Genomic DNA, 15,753 nt, shown 5'->3' on the forward strand with positions numbered 1-15,753 from the left:
TCTCCTTATCCAATAATCATTTTTCCTTCTGGATGACGATACAATTCCTTACCCTTTTTAGGGCCTAATGCATATGCAAGCGTTAGAGGCCCAAGTCGTCCCGCAAACATCGTAATGCTAATCAGAAGTTTTCCGAACAATGACAAGTGCGGTGTCAATCCCATCGACAGACCCACTGTGCCAAACGCGGATGTTGCCTCGAACAGTATAGAGAGAAAGCTGCTATCTTCTGTCGTTGAAAGAATCATGGCTACGGTGATTACCAGCAACAGAGCAAGCAGCGTAATTGTCAGGGCTTTAAGAACCCGTTCCTGAACCAGCCGATACCGGAACAGCACAATCTCATCTTTGCCCCGCATCATAGCAATGACAGCAGCGATCATCATCGTAAATGTCGTCGTTTTAATCCCGCCCCCCGTTGATCCCGGGGAAGCTCCTATAAACATCAGAATAACTATGAAAAACTGTGTAGCCTGACGCAAACCGGTTATATCGAGCGTATTGGCTCCTGCTGTTCTCGGCGTGACCGATTGAAAGAAGGAGCCAAGAATTTTTCCGCCCCAATTCAGCGATCCTAATGTTTTCGGATTCGTGAATTCAAATATGAATATGACAACTGCCCCTATCAAAATAAGCGCGCCTGTCATGGATAAAACCACCTTGGAATGTAATGACAGCTTGCGGTTTTTTTTATAATCAACTAGATCAGCCATAACGATAAAACCAATTCCTCCGGATACGATCAAGAACATAACCACAAAATTGACAAGCGGGTCGTACACAAACCCGGTCAAGCTTCCAAAATGACCGAACAGATCAAATCCCGCATTGTTAAACATCGTTACTGCATGAAATATTCCGTAGTACAAAGCTTTCCCGAAAGGCATATCAAATGCCCAGCGAAGGGTCAGCAGCAGTGCTCCACAAGCTTCAATCACCAATGAATACAGCAGAACCCTGCGGATTAGTCGGACGATACCCTCCATCGATGACTGATTCATCGCTTCCTGCAGGACAAGACGATCTTTTAATGAAATACGGCGCTTTAATACAAGCGCAAACAGCGTGGCCATGGTCATGAAACCCAAACCGCCTATCTGTATCAGGAGCATGATGACTACCTGTCCGAAGGAACTGAAGAATGTCCCTGTATCCACCACCACAAGACCGGTAACACAGGTCGCGGATGTCGCAGTGAATAAGGCATCCATAAAGTTCAGCGGTTCCCCTGTCGTATTGGCAATCGGCAGCATTAGGAGCAAGGTTCCAATCGTGATAATTCCTCCGAACCCCATAACAAGAATCTGCGGTGGCGACAAGCGGAGCCAAAATAATTTGGAAGTCAACATATTCACCTCTTCAAAAAAGTCAAAGAAAAAAAGACACTGGAAATCCAATGCCTTACGCGTTTGGGTTCCTGTGCTGCAGCCTACGAGGTTAGCTGACGGATTCGGGCATATCACAGGTCGCCCTATTCACTGCTATACTGCAGAGAAATTCACCCCAATTAAATGGTTCCCCCATTTTCGTTACGAAATTCGGCTGATCTATTCAATTAACATGATGTGATTATAACGCAATACCCTTAAGAACCCAAAGCCGCTTTTAACGTAAATTAACTTAAAAAAGAACGAAATTGGGCATATTCAGGAGTAGTAGCACATGGTTTTCTGAGGTTTTCGAAATCTTTCCTTCGTTTTCATCGTATCTTTCATAATTTTGAATGGATAAGCCGTTTGCAGCTTTCATATCTATGTTATATTGACTTTATGTCTCCATGAAAGAAACGTCTCGAACGGTTTCTAACCCCTATTACCAAGGAGGAATGACATGAATAAAGCAGGACAGCCCCTTAAACTTCAGTCGAACAAAAAACCTTTAATGGTGCTCGGGGCAATCGGCCTGATTCTGTTTCTAATTTTTCAGGTATTCCCGTCTACTGCCTCTGACACGCTAGAGGTAAAAGCTCCCGAGATGATCACCAAAGAGGCAGCGGCAGAGGCCGCTGAACGCTTCGTACAGGAACAGCTGCAGTACAGCATCGCACCAGGTAAAGAACCTCTCGTTACATATCAATCCCGCTCCGATGTGTACGGATACCTATCCAAAGAAAAGTTGCTGACCGAATATAACAAAAAGTTCGAAAGCAAGTATCCTTATGATGTTTATCGAGTAAGGTTTGATCAAAATGATGGGACAGCTTTAAATGTGGATGTACATATGCAGAACAAGGGTATCGCCGGATTTTCCTATGATATAGCCGGCTCCAGTTACGAAGGGGCCATGCTGCAGATGGGCGGCGTACGAACGCAGATGCTCCTGATGATCGAAGGCGGCATATCGCTAGCCGAGAAGGAGGCGCTTGCTGCACCTTGGCTTCACCGAGCGGGTTATGATACGTCCAAGCTTGAACAAATTACTGGCGAAGGGGAACCTGGTCTGAAATATGAGGACCCGGAAGCTAAGATCGGTGACTCCCGTCTTCAGCTGAACTTCTCCTTTGAAGACCGCCAACTGCGTTCGTACGAGCCTGTATTTTCCGTTCCTAGTGCTCACACCGCCTATGTGGAGAAGCAGACTCTTAACGCCACCTTGCTTACATTGCTGGGCTACGGATTGTTTACACTGGTTTTAGGCGTTCTGGCAATCGTCTACAGTGTAAAAACCAGTGCTCACACTTCATTTAAAAGGGGTATTTTCCTTGCTTTACTGTTGTTTGTTATTCAAATGCTGAACACTTATAACCTGCTGCCAGTCTTTAAAGCAGACGGAATGAGCGATGCCAGCATTAAAGGTATCATGATCTTTTATGTGGGCTACTCCCTCGTATTCTCAGCCCTGCTCTACTTCTCACTCGTCGGAGGGAACGGATTGTGGCGTAAGGAAGACGGATTAAATCCATGGCCGCGCGCCAAAGAACCCGGTTATGGCGTATACGTGCTGGAAAGCATGAAACTCGGGTATTTGTGGGCTTGTATTCTGCTCGGTGTACAGTCCCTGATCTTTATCGCGTTGGGTCTTACACTCAACACCTGGTCTACAACAGATGCCTCGCAGTCGCCTTTTAACATGTTGTACCCATGGCTGTTTCCGTTGATGGCCTGGTTTGCAGGTATATCGGAAGAGGCTGTCTATCGTCTGTTCGGTATTAAAATGGTTAAAAAAATCGTCCGCAACACGTTCGTAGCCAGCCTCATCACCTCGATCATCTGGGCCCTCGGCCACACCTTGTATCCAATCTATCCGGTCATCTCAAGACCGATTGAGCTGGTCATCATCGGACTTCTGTTCAGCTTCATCTTCTTGCGTTACGGATATATGACCGCCGTATTCTCGCATGTGGTGTTCAACAGCATTCTGATGGGCTTCAGTCTCATGATGATGAACGATCCGGTCAACCTGTGGATGGGGATATTCTACATTATTTTGCCGGCCATCGTCGGTTACGTAATCTACAAATTCAATACATTAAAAAAAGAAACGGCTTATCCGTCCATATAGGACGGAGGCCGTTTCTCCTTTTCCATAAATATATTATGACTCCTCATCACGCAGTGCGCTTAAAATCTCCTTAGCGAGTTTATCGCCAATAGACAAAGGCCGGAAGTCATCAATACTGGCCTCTTTAATCTTTTTGACAGATCCAAAATGCTTCAGGAGCATCTTACGCCGTTTCTCTCCGATTCCCGGAATCGCATCCAGCTTCGAGGTAACCATCGATTTCCCCCGCTGGTCACGGTGGAAAGATATCGCGAAACGGTGAACCTCATCCTGTATACGCTGGAGTAAATAAAACTCCTGACTGTCACGAGGCAGCGACACAGGCTCTGGTGGATCCCCCACCATCAGTTGCGCCGTCTTATGCTTAGCATCCTTAACAAGTCCGCAGACCGGAATGAACAGACCGAGCTCATTCTCCAGCACATCCACGGCTGCAGAAATTTGGCCCTTACCTCCGTCCACTACGATCAAATCGGGCATAGGCAGATTTTCCTTAAGCACCCGTTCATAGCGCCTCCGTATAACCTCTCGCATCGTCTCATAGTCGTCCGGCCCCTGCACGGAACGAATTTTATACTTCCGGTATTCCTTCTTGTCAGGTTTGCCGTTAATAAACACAACCATGGCAGAGACCGGGTTCGTTCCCTGTATATTCGAGTTATCGAACGCTTCGATCCGATGCAGCGTGTCGAGACCGATTACCTCGCCCAGGTTAGCGGCAGCAATCGACGTCCGCTCCTCATCCCGTTCAATCAGCCGAAACTTCTCATCCAGTGATACTTTGGCATTTTGCGAGGCCATCCCGATCATTTGGCGCTTCAAGCCTCGCTGCGGCACGTGCACCTTCACACCGATCCACTCCTGCAGAGCTGCAGCACCACCGGCAGCGTCCACGCTTCCTGCTCCTTCACCGAGGTAATCGCCGGCTTTATCGGAAGCCTCAGTAGCCGGAACAGAATCTTGCTGCATAGCTTCGTCGTCCTGTAGATCCATCTCTTTCATTTCTGCTTCAGCCGAAGGGGCAACTGCCTCTGCAGAAGCCGCATCATCGACTGAAGGGCCTGGCAGAAGTATTTCCTGAGGCAGAGCCGGATTGTCACTGTAATACTGTGCCACAAATGACATGAAGTCGCTGTACGCCTCTCCGTAGTAAGGAAACACGGATGCGTTTCGCTGAACCATTTTACCCTGGCGCATATATAGAATTTGAACACACATCCAGCCTTTATCAACCGCAAAACCAAATACATCCCGGTCCTTCGTATCGGCAGTAGTAATCTTCTGCTTTTCCATAATAGCATCGATATGCATGATTTGATCCCGAAGCTCTTTGGCACGCTCGAAGTACAGCTCTTCGGCCGCCTCCTGCATTTTTCGCTGCAGTTCTTTTTTCACTTCTTCATGTCCACCGCTTAGAAAAGAGCTGATTTCCCGTGTAATCTCCTCGTAAGCCGATTGAGGTACCTCTTTCACACACGGAGCCATACACTGGCCCATGTGGTAGTACAGACACACCTCTTTCGGCATTACCCCACACTTCCGAAGCGGATACATACGGTCGAGCAGCTTTTTGGTCTGATGGGCTGCGTAACCGTTCGGATAAGGTCCAAAATATTTTGCTTTATCTTTAAGCACCCGCCGCGTTACTTCCAGCCGGGGATGCGCTTCATTCGTAATCTTTAGGTATGGATACGTTTTGTCATCCTTGAGCAGCACATTATAACGAGGCTGGTGTGTCTTGATCAGGTTACATTCCAGAATCAAGGCTTCCATGTTGCTACCTGTAACGATGTATTCAAAATCGCGGATTTCAGAAACAAGCCGCTGGGTTTTCCCATCATGGCTTCCTGTAAAATAGGAACGCACCCGATTCTTGAGAACCTTGGCCTTACCTACATATATAATCGTGCCTTCCCCGTTCTTCATCAGGTAACAGCCCGGCAGATCGGGCAGAAGAGCCAGCTTATTACGGATATTCTCCATCGCCTTTTCCTGTTCCTGAAGCTTCTTCGCGAAATCTTCCATCCTTCTACTCCTCTCCAGGGAGATTATGATTTAAAACCACACAAAGCGCCTCCGGTCCGAAACCGAAGGCGCTGTATGGGTACACGTACATCCTCTATATAATAGATGCTTGCTTACTGATGTTTGGCAATAATGCCTTTCAAAGCTTCTTTGGAGTTCAGACCGACAACTTTATCAACAGGCTGGCCGTCTTTAAAGAAGATCAGTGTTGGGATACTCATCACGCCGAAACGGGAAGCAGATTCAGGGTTTTCATCTACGTTCACCTTCGCGATTTTCACATCATCGCCGAGTTCTTGGGACAATTCGTCCAGAATCGGAGCAAGCATTTTACAAGGACCGCACCAAGGCGCCCAAAAATCAACAACAACCGTTCCCTGACCTTCTACTTCATTAGTAAAAGTCTGGTCGGATACATTGACGATAGCCATGAGTTTCTCCTCCTTATAGGAAAGTCACATTATGTGCTTAGAATATTATGTCTAAGCCGACCACCATAGTATACCACATCCATATAAGCAAAGTGAAATAGGTCTATCATGCAGAATGGAATGTTCAACCATTCTTTACAAATGATTTACCGATTGGGTATACTACAAATAATGAACCCGGTGATAATGTCAAGGAAATGAATCACACGGCAGTTCACCTTTTGAGGAGGCAGGCCCATGGATGTTAACGTGCGCGCAGTGGATCCTCGGGAGCATATCAACGAAGAACCTCGTAATGATTTTGGCGATTTGATGATGGGTTTCACGGGCATGTTTGGCTTTATGTTCGTCATTTTCTTCGCTATGGTTATTATCAAGTTCCTTGTTGGCTAATGCTCTGCTGAGCACGTAAGAAGAAACGGTGCGATCCTTTAATGGAGCCCACCGTTTGCGCAAGTTGAAACGACTTCGTCGTCCTTCTCAAAGGACGACGGCGATTCTGCGAGAAATATAAGCCAAGTATAGATGACAAGTCTTATACTTTCTTATATTTCAAAAAAGTCTGATCACACGCCCTTTGGCGAGAGATCAGACTTTTTTTCAAAATATTAGAATTTATAAGTTTCACGTGATCTATGATTTCTCATATCCTTTATACTTTTCCGCGATGATTCTCACCGAACAGCTGAACAGCATCCACAAAGGGTGAAATCCGATTCATCAAACGTTGGCCCTTGTGGTTTTCCTCGCCATCTTTATTTGTAAAGCTAAGATGTCTTTCCAATCCGTCAAGTGGGTAGTTCGAAGTATAAAAAGTAGGCTTCCGATTCATCCGGAAATTTAAAATAGCGCCCAGTACGTGATCTCGTACCCATGGATTCAAGTTTTCCGCACCAATATCATCAAAAATGAGCAGATCACAATTTTTCATGGTCTCAACCGTTTCCTTGAGCTTGCTTCCGTCCTGCATCATCGATTTCAGATCTTCCACGAAATCCGGCATATATACAATAACACCGGTATAACCTTCCTTCGCCAGTTCATGCAGCATATAGCACATCAGATATGTCTTCCCTGTTCCGAACGATCCAGTCAGATATAATCCTCGCGGGGACAACCCATTCTCTTTGGTATCCTGAATATACCGAAAGACCTGGTGCACCGCTGGAGCCCGAAGACGGTCTTTTGCCATAATTTCCACTTCATCATAGCCTTCATTCAAAGCCCGTTCATCCAAATAAAAGCTGCGAACTCGTTTTCGGATCTGATCTTCATTGTTTTTAGCAATTTGCAGCGAACAAGGAGCTTTCCGTTCATATATTTCCTGAGAACCATTCACAGGCTGAACATCCAACTTGCTGTAATGGCCTTGAAAATCATTGGGACACCGCTCCAGACCGGGGCACTGTTCACAGTTCTCATGATCCCCGACATATTGATACAAACGGCTCAGATTGGTCCGCAGCACTTTTTCATCCAGCTCCGGATGTTCGGCCCGAAGACTGAGGATGAGCGGATGCTTCAGCAGATGATCCGCAATCTGATCTGAACGGCGACGGAACGCTGGACTTTTCATACTTTCCAGCAATTCACCTAGAGACTCCACGTACACACCTTCCTTTCACGAGAGCGAAGCATAAATCTATCCGCCCCTCTTCTTGCTAGCCTGCATCTTAGCAGCAAGCTTCAGCATTTCCTCATATTCCTCTTCCGTCACGGCTTCACCTTGAGCAGACTCCAGCGCCACCGGAATCTCCGGTTTCACTTTTCCACTCTTGGCGTATGTACGCGTACGCGAAGCGGCTGCGGCCTGTTTGCCTTTCATCTTGGCTTGGTCACGAATATACTGGACGGCTTTCTCATAACTGTTAACCTGCTTCAGCAGCATATTGGAAGCAATAGCCTCAACAAAATTCCGATTGATCCGTTGATCTCCACCTGCAGCAATCAAAGACATCAGATAATGTATCAACACATTGATAACTTCACCAGGCAGCTTGTAGCTAAGGTCGATCTTTTCGAACATTTCCATAAAATGCGCCGGAACCGAGCCAGGAAAGAACGTTTGAAGCAGCTTAGTATACGGCTCGTTGCGAAGCATCATATTATATTGGTGAATATCGCATTTAGATTGAAATTGTGACGGAACCTCCACATAATATTCCATCTGTACAGCATGCTCTTCCGCTGGCACATCCGGATCGGCATTCAATTCCTGATGCAGTGCCACGACCTTCCCAGCTGTAATCTGCCGTTTCTCCTGCAGCTTCATCCCCTGCCGGAAATGAAGACTTGCCCTGTGCTGAAGCTCGTCCAGCATCACTTCCCCTTGACTGGAGAAGATCTCATCCTCATCGAGCAGCCGGCACAAGTCCTGTACACTCAAGTCGTACTTACGCACAACATAATTGACAATGCCCATCTGTTCGTGGTCGTACCGAAGACGCTCTACAAACACCCTGTTTTTGGATTCGCGCGGAAACCGCAAAATAATATCAGAATAGTTCAGCCCTTCACCTTGAGGCACGATATGTTGTGCTGAAGGATTCCGCGGCGGTTCCACCTCGGTCAGAGCCTGCTCCAGCTCGTAATCGATCACATGGGTGTTCAGTTCAAAAATATCATAAAATGGAACGGAAATATTTTCTTTATTTAGCGAAATCCCCGACCATTCCTGAGGTTCCTTGCTCCACAACTGTTCACGTAGCGACAGCACAGAAAATTTACCGACCTTGTCACGCAATAACAGTGTCAGATGCTGTGTATTAAAAAAATCCGAAGGAGACAATGGCGCCTGTAGTTCATATTCATAAATATAGTCATCCGTCTCCGGAACGTACATCCGACTCGTTTGAAGCAATCCCACAGCTTCCAGCTTGGAGGTCTGCTCTATTAAATACTTGCGTCCCTTTTCACTGGGCTCGAGGCCTAAAGTTAAAAACAGCCGGCGCTGCTGTTCGATCGCCGAATACCCTACCATTTCTAAAGGTACATGCATGAACATAAGGCGGTATAAACTGACGGCGAAAGCCCCCACCATCGGCTGATATATGGAACTGAGCATTTTGTCATCCAATCCACTCAGACAGAAGTCGCGGTATACGCAGTAACGGTGGTTTTCAGTAAAATGCAAAAAATTTGTCATGCGCATCGTTATTGCTCCTCCTCTATCGTCCAAGAAGAAACGCCTTTGTCGTCCCTTCTAAAGGGAGGCGGTGTTTCTACGAGAAATATAAGCCAAGTATACAATGGAATATATACCTTTCTTATATTTTAAAAATAGACTGCCTCTATTCTATCATAAAAAGAGGTGGCGGAAGTCTGTTTAAGAGGTCAAAATTTCTGGAATTAATGAGCACTCTTCTTAGCAGCAACAAAAACGACCCACCCGATTCGGGAGAGCCGCCGATGCCGATTATAAGGCCAAAATAAGATGTTTAAAACATTTTAAATCCTTTAACACGCAGTGTATTGATGGTCCAGCCGCTCAAAAATGCTCCCGCCAATCCGGCTACCCCTGTCAAATAATCCACCAGCTGGAATGAGCTGATATGCGCCCAGAGCGTTGCTTCATCACGGTTCCATAGGCTATAGACCACAACCGGCAATATAACGATTACGAACAAATAGCAGGGAAACCACGTCGTTTTCATCAACATATTGAGGATAAAACCGATACCGAACATCATGACAAAAAATAAAATCATCAACACTAGCACGGGAATAAACTGCAGCATTGTCGCAAATTCACCTCTTCTTCGTCACCATCACAATCGCGGTATCCTCTATGACTATGAAGAATAGCACACGCTTGACGGGCTAGTAGATAGTGTACTAAAAAAAATGTCACATATCAACGAATATTCCGTGAATAGATTGTGTCATCGTTTGCCCTTCTTCCTGCGGTTAGATACAATGGAAGAAGGTTTAGCAAGCACATATAAGAATGTTTAGGAGTGATCATATGAACGAAGCCGCAATGACGCTTGATGGCTGGTATTCACTGCATGATTTCCGCTCGATCAATTGGCCGGCTTGGAAAGCTGCGGATGATGAGGAGCGCGCTGTTGCATTGGACGAGCTGCACGCTTTTCTGGACGAGTGGAATCAAATAGAAGAATCCAAGCAAGGAAGCACTGCAGTATACACCATCGTTGGGCAAAAAGCAGACTTTGTATTCATGCATTTGCGCGAAACGCTTGAAGAGCTAAATGCAATCGAGAACGCCTTTAACAAAACGACATTTGCGCAATATACAACCAAGGCCTACTCCTACGTCAGTATTGTAGAGCTCAGCAATTATTTGGCAGGCTCTTCAGAAGGCGATCCGATGCAGAACCCGCATGTTATTGCACGCTTGAAGCCAGCTCTTCCAAAATCCAAGCATATTTGCTTCTACCCGATGAACAAAAAGCGCGATTTGACGGACAACTGGTATATGCTCAGTATGGAAGACAGACGCTCCATGATGTACAGCCACGGCATGATCGGCCGTAGTTATGCAGGTAAGGTAAAACAGATCATTACGGGTTCAGTTGGATTGGATGATTGGGAATGGGGCGTCACATTATTTTCTGACGATGCTCTCCATTTCAAAAAGCTCGTATACGAAATGCGCTTTGATGAAGTCAGCGCCCGCTTCGGCGAGTTCGGTTCGTTCTATGTCGGCAACCTACTGGATCAGGAATCCTTTTCTCAGCTAATGAAGGTTTAGATTATCATACAATGAAAGGGGGTGTCCCAAAAGGTTCATTGACCTGGGACGCCCCCTCTGTCTGTTGTAAAGCGCTACGTGCATGCCCAATTCAAAAATACATACACAAAGAAACCGCCCTTTGGTAAAATGGAAGTGTTGAGCAACCATCTAAAAAAGGAGCGGTTTCTTTTGTACATTCAATACCGATGCCAGCTATGGCGGAGTGAAAAACTACACCTACCTAGAAAGCGAGCTATTCTTCAAGTGAGACTACCACTTTTGGATCTGTCCCTTTTTGTTGTTTAGGAAAGCTCTTCATCCTTACGCAAGGACTCTAAATACTCTACAGTAGCCTGGTCACGTGCCCTGCTCTTATCCTTCAACCGCTCAATAGCGGGCAAAATCAATATATCAACTTCCTGCTGTATGGTATACGCCAGATCGTACTGTTCCTGAGATTCCAGATATGAGCCGACTTCCATTAATGCATTATATCGATCCAGCTCATCGCGTGTAAGCAGACCCCGAACTTGAACACTGCAGTGTCTCATTTATAGAAACCTTCCCTTTTTCAGGACGAGCGGGATGCCCCCAATGATAAAGAGGTACCGCAGGTCAACCAGTTTTTTCAGCTGAGCCGCTTTCCAGCCCTGGTATTTCTTGTCTCCCACAACAGCGATTCCTTCACCCCGGCCAAGAGAGGCAACCGTACCTTTGTTATGAAACTCGAACTTCTTCAAGTCCTTGCCCCGAATTGCCGATACGATGTTTTGTGCACAGCAAACTCCCTGCTGCATGGCCATCTGAGCCGTTGGCGGATATGGACGCTCACCGTTAAAGATCAGCGAGTTGTCTCCAATAATATAAATGTTCTCATAGCCTGGAGCCCGTAAATATTCATCCACTTTTACGCGTCCGCGCATCGTTTCGAAGCCAGCTGCCTCGATCAGGCGGTTCCCGCGGATTCCACCGGTCCAAACGACCGTTGCAGACCGGATTTCCTCACCCGTGCTCAGAACGACCCCATTCGGTGTACATTCCTTAATCGCCACACCAAATTTAAAGGTAACGCCCTTCTTTTTCAACACTTCAATGGCATAATCGACCAATTCAGGTGCAAATCCCGGAAGCGCTGATGGCGCAGCTTCAACATTATAAATGTTTACAAGGGCAGGATCGACATCGTACTCCTTGCACAATTTAGGAATGCGGTCCGCAAGCTCCGCCACAAATTCAATACCGCTAAAACCGGCACCACCAACGACAAAATTAATACGCTCCTGTGGTCTGCGTTCATTCTTATACAGAGCAAACTGATATTCAATATGCTCCCGTATCAAGCGGACCGAGTTAATGCTGCGGATGGACATCGCATATTCCGCCAGACCCGGGATGCCGAAAGTTTCCGGCTCACCGCCCAATCCGATAATCAAATAATCATACGACAAAGTCCCGTCTTCCAGAATGACCTTTTTATCATGGAGCCGAATTTCCTGTACGGATGATTTCACCAAATCGATTTTGAATTCGTCAATCAGCTTCGATATGGAAACCCGAGTATTCTCTATACTATCCGTACCTGCTGCCGGCATATGCAGATGGGTCGTAATGTAGTGATAGTCATGTCTGTTCACCAGCGTTACGTCAGCTTCATTATAGTTGAGTTCTTTCTGCAGCCGCTGCGCTGTCAATATGCCACCGTAACCCGCACCAAGGATTACGATCTTCGGTATGCTGCTCATTCTCCTACTCCTCCCGGCTTACTTCTATATATAGTATGGTTTAAATGTTAACTTTTTGTGAATTTGCTTCTAAAAAAAGAGAAGAGCTCTTTATCAGAGCCCGCTAAAGTTTCGACCCGATGTTGCTTTTCTTCAAAAATACAGCTGTCAAAAGGGTTCGAATCGTTACGTTAATGTCTAAAAAATGTCGATATTTTGCCTTTAAGCACAAGTTGTCACGTTAATCATATGCATAAACGGTTCAAAGATCAAGACATATTTTGCCCGAAAAAAGGGATAAGTTTGTCGCATTTCAGACCCGTACAATTAAGAAAGCGCAACCATACTAATAATAAGTATTTTGGCGAAATTCCTGGCTTTTAATGCTGGTTCCAGACGATTATAATAGTAGAGGATTCAATGAATCAGAATTACTTTGGACAATGTCTGTCTGATTCGAATATATCATTTTCGGAGGTGCTTTTTCCTTGACATCAACACCGCAAGAACATCATATGACCGATCTTCTCATTATCGGTGGCGGCCCTACAGGCATGTTTGCTGCTTTTTACGGCGGCATGCGCCAAGCTTCGGTTAAACTCATCGAGAGCATGCCCCAACTCGGAGGACAACTGGCTGCGCTGTATCCAGAAAAATATATTTACGATGTAGCCGGATTCCCGAAGGTTACTGCTCAAGAGCTGGTCGACAACCTCTCCCGGCAGATGGATCTGTTTGACACAGACATCCGACTGGAAGAAAAAGTTCAATCGGTTGAGAAGCTAGACGAACGTCATTTTGTCGTAAAGACAGATAAAGATGAACATCACACTAAGGCCGTTATTATTACTGCCGGTGTAGGAGCTTTCGAGCCCCGCCGTCTGGAAGTCGATAACGCGGATAAGTTTGAAGAAAGCAATCTTCATTACTTCGTCAGCGATCTTAGCCGCTTCCAAGGGAAGAAGGTGCTCATCAGCGGCGGAGGCGATTCCGCAGTCGATTGGGCTCTAATGCTGGAGCCGATTGCCGAACAGGTAAGTCTGGTTCATCGCCGCGATAAATTCCGTGCGCATGAACACAGTGTAGAGAAGCTGCTTGCTTCCAAGGTGAACATAATCACCCCAACGGAGATCACTGAACTTCACGGTGATGAGCGAATTACTAAGGTGACACTTTCCCATATCAAAACAAAAGAGACACAGGAAATCGAAGTCGACGATGTAATCGTCAATTTCGGATTCGTTTCTTCTCTTGGTCCCATCTCTGAGTGGGGTATTGCAATCGAGAACAACTCTATCGTGGTTGACTCTCGTATGGAGACAAGCATCCCAGGAATCTTCGCAGCCGGTGATATCACTACTTATCCGGGTAAGGTTAAACTGATTGCTGTCGGATTTGGCGAAGCACCAACGGCGATCAACAATGCCAAGGTTTACTTTGACCCTGAAGCTCGTCTTGCCCCTGGACACAGTAGTAATATGAAGCTGTAATCAGCAAAAATGCAACAAAAAAGGTATCTTCTATCCACTGACAGATTCATCGGTGGATACGAGATACCTTTTCTATTGGTTGTACGCCATACATATGTAGATTTCACTTCGAATGTATGACGACACGTCAAACATTTCTCTTATCTATAGGTGATGGAACTAGTGAAGGATACTGATGGAATCGGTGTCCAAGTTCCGTTTATGAATTTCGGCCAACAGTAAAGTAATAAACTCCCGTTCTAGTTTCAACTCAATAGCCATATGATAGGAGTCTAGTAACATCTCGTCCGTCAACATAGCCATCCCTCTCACACCCCTTTCCTCATTTTTCCTAAATCTATCATAACAAACATCATATAACAGAACAACTGTTCCCTTATCCACAAGCATCTGTGGAAATCCTGTGTATAATTTGTTGGTAAGTGTCATGATTGTTGTTCTATCAACGTGGATTATGGGGATAAATGTTATACACAGGATATTGGTCTCAAACAGGACTTAAAAAAATATTTAGTATATTTATCGGAAATTTCTAATTATTTTTTTAATACCCTATTAAAATTTCATATAATCGTCTAATTTGTTTTATCTCGATTTAACTTGGACGAGTGTTAACTTCTAATATCCATATGGCTCCTGTATCATCAAGTCCGTAATCAAAACCTAGTTCACCTATACCAGGGAAACGTTTTTCCAAAACCGCGATGCAATTCCGGGTCAACTGCCGCATCTCGTTCCGCTTTTCTAAGGAATTGATATGTGGAAGCGAATACCTGATCGCAGGTCTGCACCTTAGCAGCATACCTCCTTTGCACAGATTGGTTACGAACAAGCCCGGTCTGGCAAGCCTTCCAACCATCGCTCTGAATTCCCATCTCCCTTTCGTCTTGACCACTTTAACTCGATAATCCAAAGGACGCCCTTTTATCTTAGCTAAGTTGACACCCTGCTGGATTAAATATTTCCGTTTTAGCTTAATACTGGACAATATAGGAATTAGTTCGGGGAATGAACTAACAAACCTCGTGCGTCCCTTATGGCTGACGTTATAGCCCTCATCGTGATTCTGAATACGTATAACGCCGTTCCCCCCCGTTCCCACAACTGGTTTAATCACAACCATGTCGTATTGTGAGAGCATCGACATCAGATCGTCCCTTCCGTAAGCATTCGTTTCCGGGATATAAGGGATTATCTGAGGATCGGTCAGCAGCGCTTCCGTTTTAAGCCACTTACTGGCCAACTGTCTTCCACCCATGCTGCCTACGCCTCCTTTTATCATGACATATCTTATATTACTCCACACCGCGGGTTCCCTCTTGGATGATTGTCCGGGTAATAACGCCTATTCATAGGGTCATTCGGTTAGAAGCCTGTCTAATGCAGGTTGTTCTTTCCAAAGCTTTTAAACTATCGTATATTAGGAACACAGAAGTTTATCCTTAGTCGTAGTCGATTCCCTGTTTGAAATAAAGGAGGCTTTTAACCTTGGATGCTCTGTTTGAGGTGTTGTACTGGATAGCTATGATCGGAATGTCAATCTCTCTCATTGGTATTACAATCGTAATTTTTGTTATCGGTTTCAAGTTTATTAAAGACAAACGCAGGGGACTCGGTGCAGGCTGTATCGCTTTTTCCCTCGTAGCCGCCAGCATGATCGTGCTCATGCTTAACAAACAGTTTTTTTTCGCCTGATGATGGCTTTATAAACTTGATAGTAAAAAGCCCTATTCCATTGAGAATAGGGCTTTTTACTATATATATTACTTGGGTTAAGATGTGAAATTTGTCCGGAGCTTGATCCAATCATATCATTTATATATTCACAGGTATTCAAACACAGGAGAATAAGGTTTAATGAAATTAGACGCTGACATTGGAGGGTGGTC

General features: G+C 45.5%; 15 protein-coding genes and 1 riboswitch. Of the genes, 5 read left to right on the top strand and 10 right to left on the bottom strand.

Going from position 1 to position 15,753, the window contains the following annotated elements; all coding sequences use genetic code 11:
* Positions 1 to 5: 5 nt before the first annotated feature.
* Positions 6 to 1,349 carry a TrkH family potassium uptake protein gene (locus MNQ98_RS25105; RefSeq protein ID WP_241930670.1) on the bottom strand — a complete coding sequence of 448 codons (1,344 nt, stop codon included), beginning with the start codon at positions 1,347 to 1,349 and terminating at the stop codon, positions 6 to 8.
* Between the two features lie 62 nt (positions 1,350 to 1,411).
* A riboswitch (cyclic di-AMP (ydaO/yuaA leader) is annotated at positions 1,412 to 1,554 on the bottom strand.
* A 276-nt stretch (positions 1,555 to 1,830) separates the two neighbouring features.
* On the opposite strand from MNQ98_RS25105, the gene MNQ98_RS25110 reads away from it, so the two are divergent.
* The gene (locus MNQ98_RS25110; protein WP_241930671.1) at positions 1,831 to 3,501 is read left to right on the top strand and encodes a CPBP family intramembrane glutamic endopeptidase; all 1,671 of its coding nucleotides are present in this window, start codon (positions 1,831 to 1,833) and stop codon (positions 3,499 to 3,501) included.
* A 33-nt stretch (positions 3,502 to 3,534) separates the two neighbouring features.
* On the opposite strand, the gene uvrC is transcribed toward MNQ98_RS25110, so the two are convergent.
* On the bottom strand, positions 3,535 to 5,526 hold the full coding sequence (gene uvrC, locus MNQ98_RS25115; RefSeq protein ID WP_241930672.1) for an excinuclease ABC subunit UvrC: 1,992 nt from the start codon (positions 5,524 to 5,526) through the stop codon (positions 3,535 to 3,537).
* 113 nt (positions 5,527 to 5,639) lie between these two features.
* A complete protein-coding gene (gene trxA, locus MNQ98_RS25120; RefSeq protein WP_208917865.1) occupies positions 5,640 to 5,957 on the bottom strand; it encodes a thioredoxin in 318 nt (105 codons plus the stop codon).
* Between the two features lie 237 nt (positions 5,958 to 6,194).
* Between trxA and MNQ98_RS25125 the strand changes: the two genes are divergently transcribed.
* Positions 6,195 to 6,350 (top strand): YqzM family protein, encoded by a 156-nt coding sequence (locus MNQ98_RS25125; RefSeq protein ID WP_208917864.1) that lies wholly within the window; start codon positions 6,195 to 6,197, stop codon positions 6,348 to 6,350.
* 259 nt (positions 6,351 to 6,609) lie between these two features.
* Here the strand turns inward: MNQ98_RS25125 and dnaI are convergent, their stop codons facing one another.
* From dnaI to MNQ98_RS25140, 3 genes are all read right to left on the bottom strand, one after another.
* On the bottom strand, positions 6,610 to 7,563 hold the full coding sequence (gene dnaI, locus MNQ98_RS25130) for a primosomal protein DnaI (protein ID WP_241930673.1): 954 nt from the start codon (positions 7,561 to 7,563) through the stop codon (positions 6,610 to 6,612).
* 36 nt (positions 7,564 to 7,599) lie between these two features.
* The gene (locus MNQ98_RS25135) at positions 7,600 to 9,108 is read right to left on the bottom strand and encodes a replication initiation and membrane attachment family protein (RefSeq protein WP_241930674.1); all 1,509 of its coding nucleotides are present in this window, start codon (positions 9,106 to 9,108) and stop codon (positions 7,600 to 7,602) included.
* Between the two features lie 286 nt (positions 9,109 to 9,394).
* Positions 9,395 to 9,694 (bottom strand): YuiB family protein, encoded by a 300-nt coding sequence (locus MNQ98_RS25140; protein ID WP_208917861.1) that lies wholly within the window; start codon positions 9,692 to 9,694, stop codon positions 9,395 to 9,397.
* A 227-nt stretch (positions 9,695 to 9,921) separates the two neighbouring features.
* Here MNQ98_RS25140 and hemQ point away from each other — a divergent pair, with 227 nt between their 5' ends.
* Positions 9,922 to 10,671: a hydrogen peroxide-dependent heme synthase gene (gene hemQ, locus MNQ98_RS25145; protein ID WP_208917860.1), complete on the top strand. Its 750-nt coding sequence runs from the start codon at positions 9,922 to 9,924 to the stop codon at positions 10,669 to 10,671.
* Positions 10,672 to 10,955: 284 nt separating this feature from the next.
* Here the strand turns inward: hemQ and MNQ98_RS25150 are convergent, their stop codons facing one another.
* Positions 10,956 to 11,204, bottom strand: a complete 249-nt coding sequence (locus tag MNQ98_RS25150) for a hypothetical protein (protein WP_241930675.1) — start codon at positions 11,202 to 11,204, stop codon at positions 10,956 to 10,958.
* Positions 11,205 to 12,395: an NAD(P)/FAD-dependent oxidoreductase gene (locus MNQ98_RS25155; protein ID WP_208917858.1), complete on the bottom strand. Its 1,191-nt coding sequence runs from the start codon at positions 12,393 to 12,395 to the stop codon at positions 11,205 to 11,207.
* A gap of 494 nt (positions 12,396 to 12,889) precedes the next feature.
* Here MNQ98_RS25155 and MNQ98_RS25160 point away from each other — a divergent pair, with 494 nt between their 5' ends.
* Positions 12,890 to 13,864, top strand: a complete 975-nt coding sequence (locus MNQ98_RS25160; protein WP_208920073.1) for an NAD(P)/FAD-dependent oxidoreductase — start codon at positions 12,890 to 12,892, stop codon at positions 13,862 to 13,864.
* Between the two features lie 159 nt (positions 13,865 to 14,023).
* On the opposite strand, the gene sda is transcribed toward MNQ98_RS25160, so the two are convergent.
* Both sda and MNQ98_RS25170 read right to left on the bottom strand, forming a co-directional pair.
* Positions 14,024 to 14,167 carry a sporulation histidine kinase inhibitor Sda gene (sda, locus tag MNQ98_RS25165; protein ID WP_106766872.1) on the bottom strand — a complete coding sequence of 48 codons (144 nt, stop codon included), beginning with the start codon at positions 14,165 to 14,167 and terminating at the stop codon, positions 14,024 to 14,026.
* 292 nt (positions 14,168 to 14,459) lie between these two features.
* Positions 14,460 to 15,122, bottom strand: coding sequence for a YheC/YheD family protein (locus MNQ98_RS25170; RefSeq protein WP_241930676.1), 663 nt, complete (start codon positions 15,120 to 15,122; stop codon positions 14,460 to 14,462).
* A gap of 230 nt (positions 15,123 to 15,352) precedes the next feature.
* Between MNQ98_RS25170 and MNQ98_RS25175 the strand changes: the two genes are divergently transcribed.
* The gene (locus MNQ98_RS25175) at positions 15,353 to 15,559 is read left to right on the top strand and encodes a hypothetical protein (protein ID WP_241930677.1); all 207 of its coding nucleotides are present in this window, start codon (positions 15,353 to 15,355) and stop codon (positions 15,557 to 15,559) included.
* Positions 15,560 to 15,753 lie beyond the last annotated feature (194 nt).

The sequence above is a fragment of the Paenibacillus sp. N3/727 genome, assembly GCF_022637315.1.
GTDB classification, from domain to species: Bacteria; Bacillota; Bacilli; order Paenibacillales; family Paenibacillaceae; genus Paenibacillus_AQ; species Paenibacillus_AQ uliginis.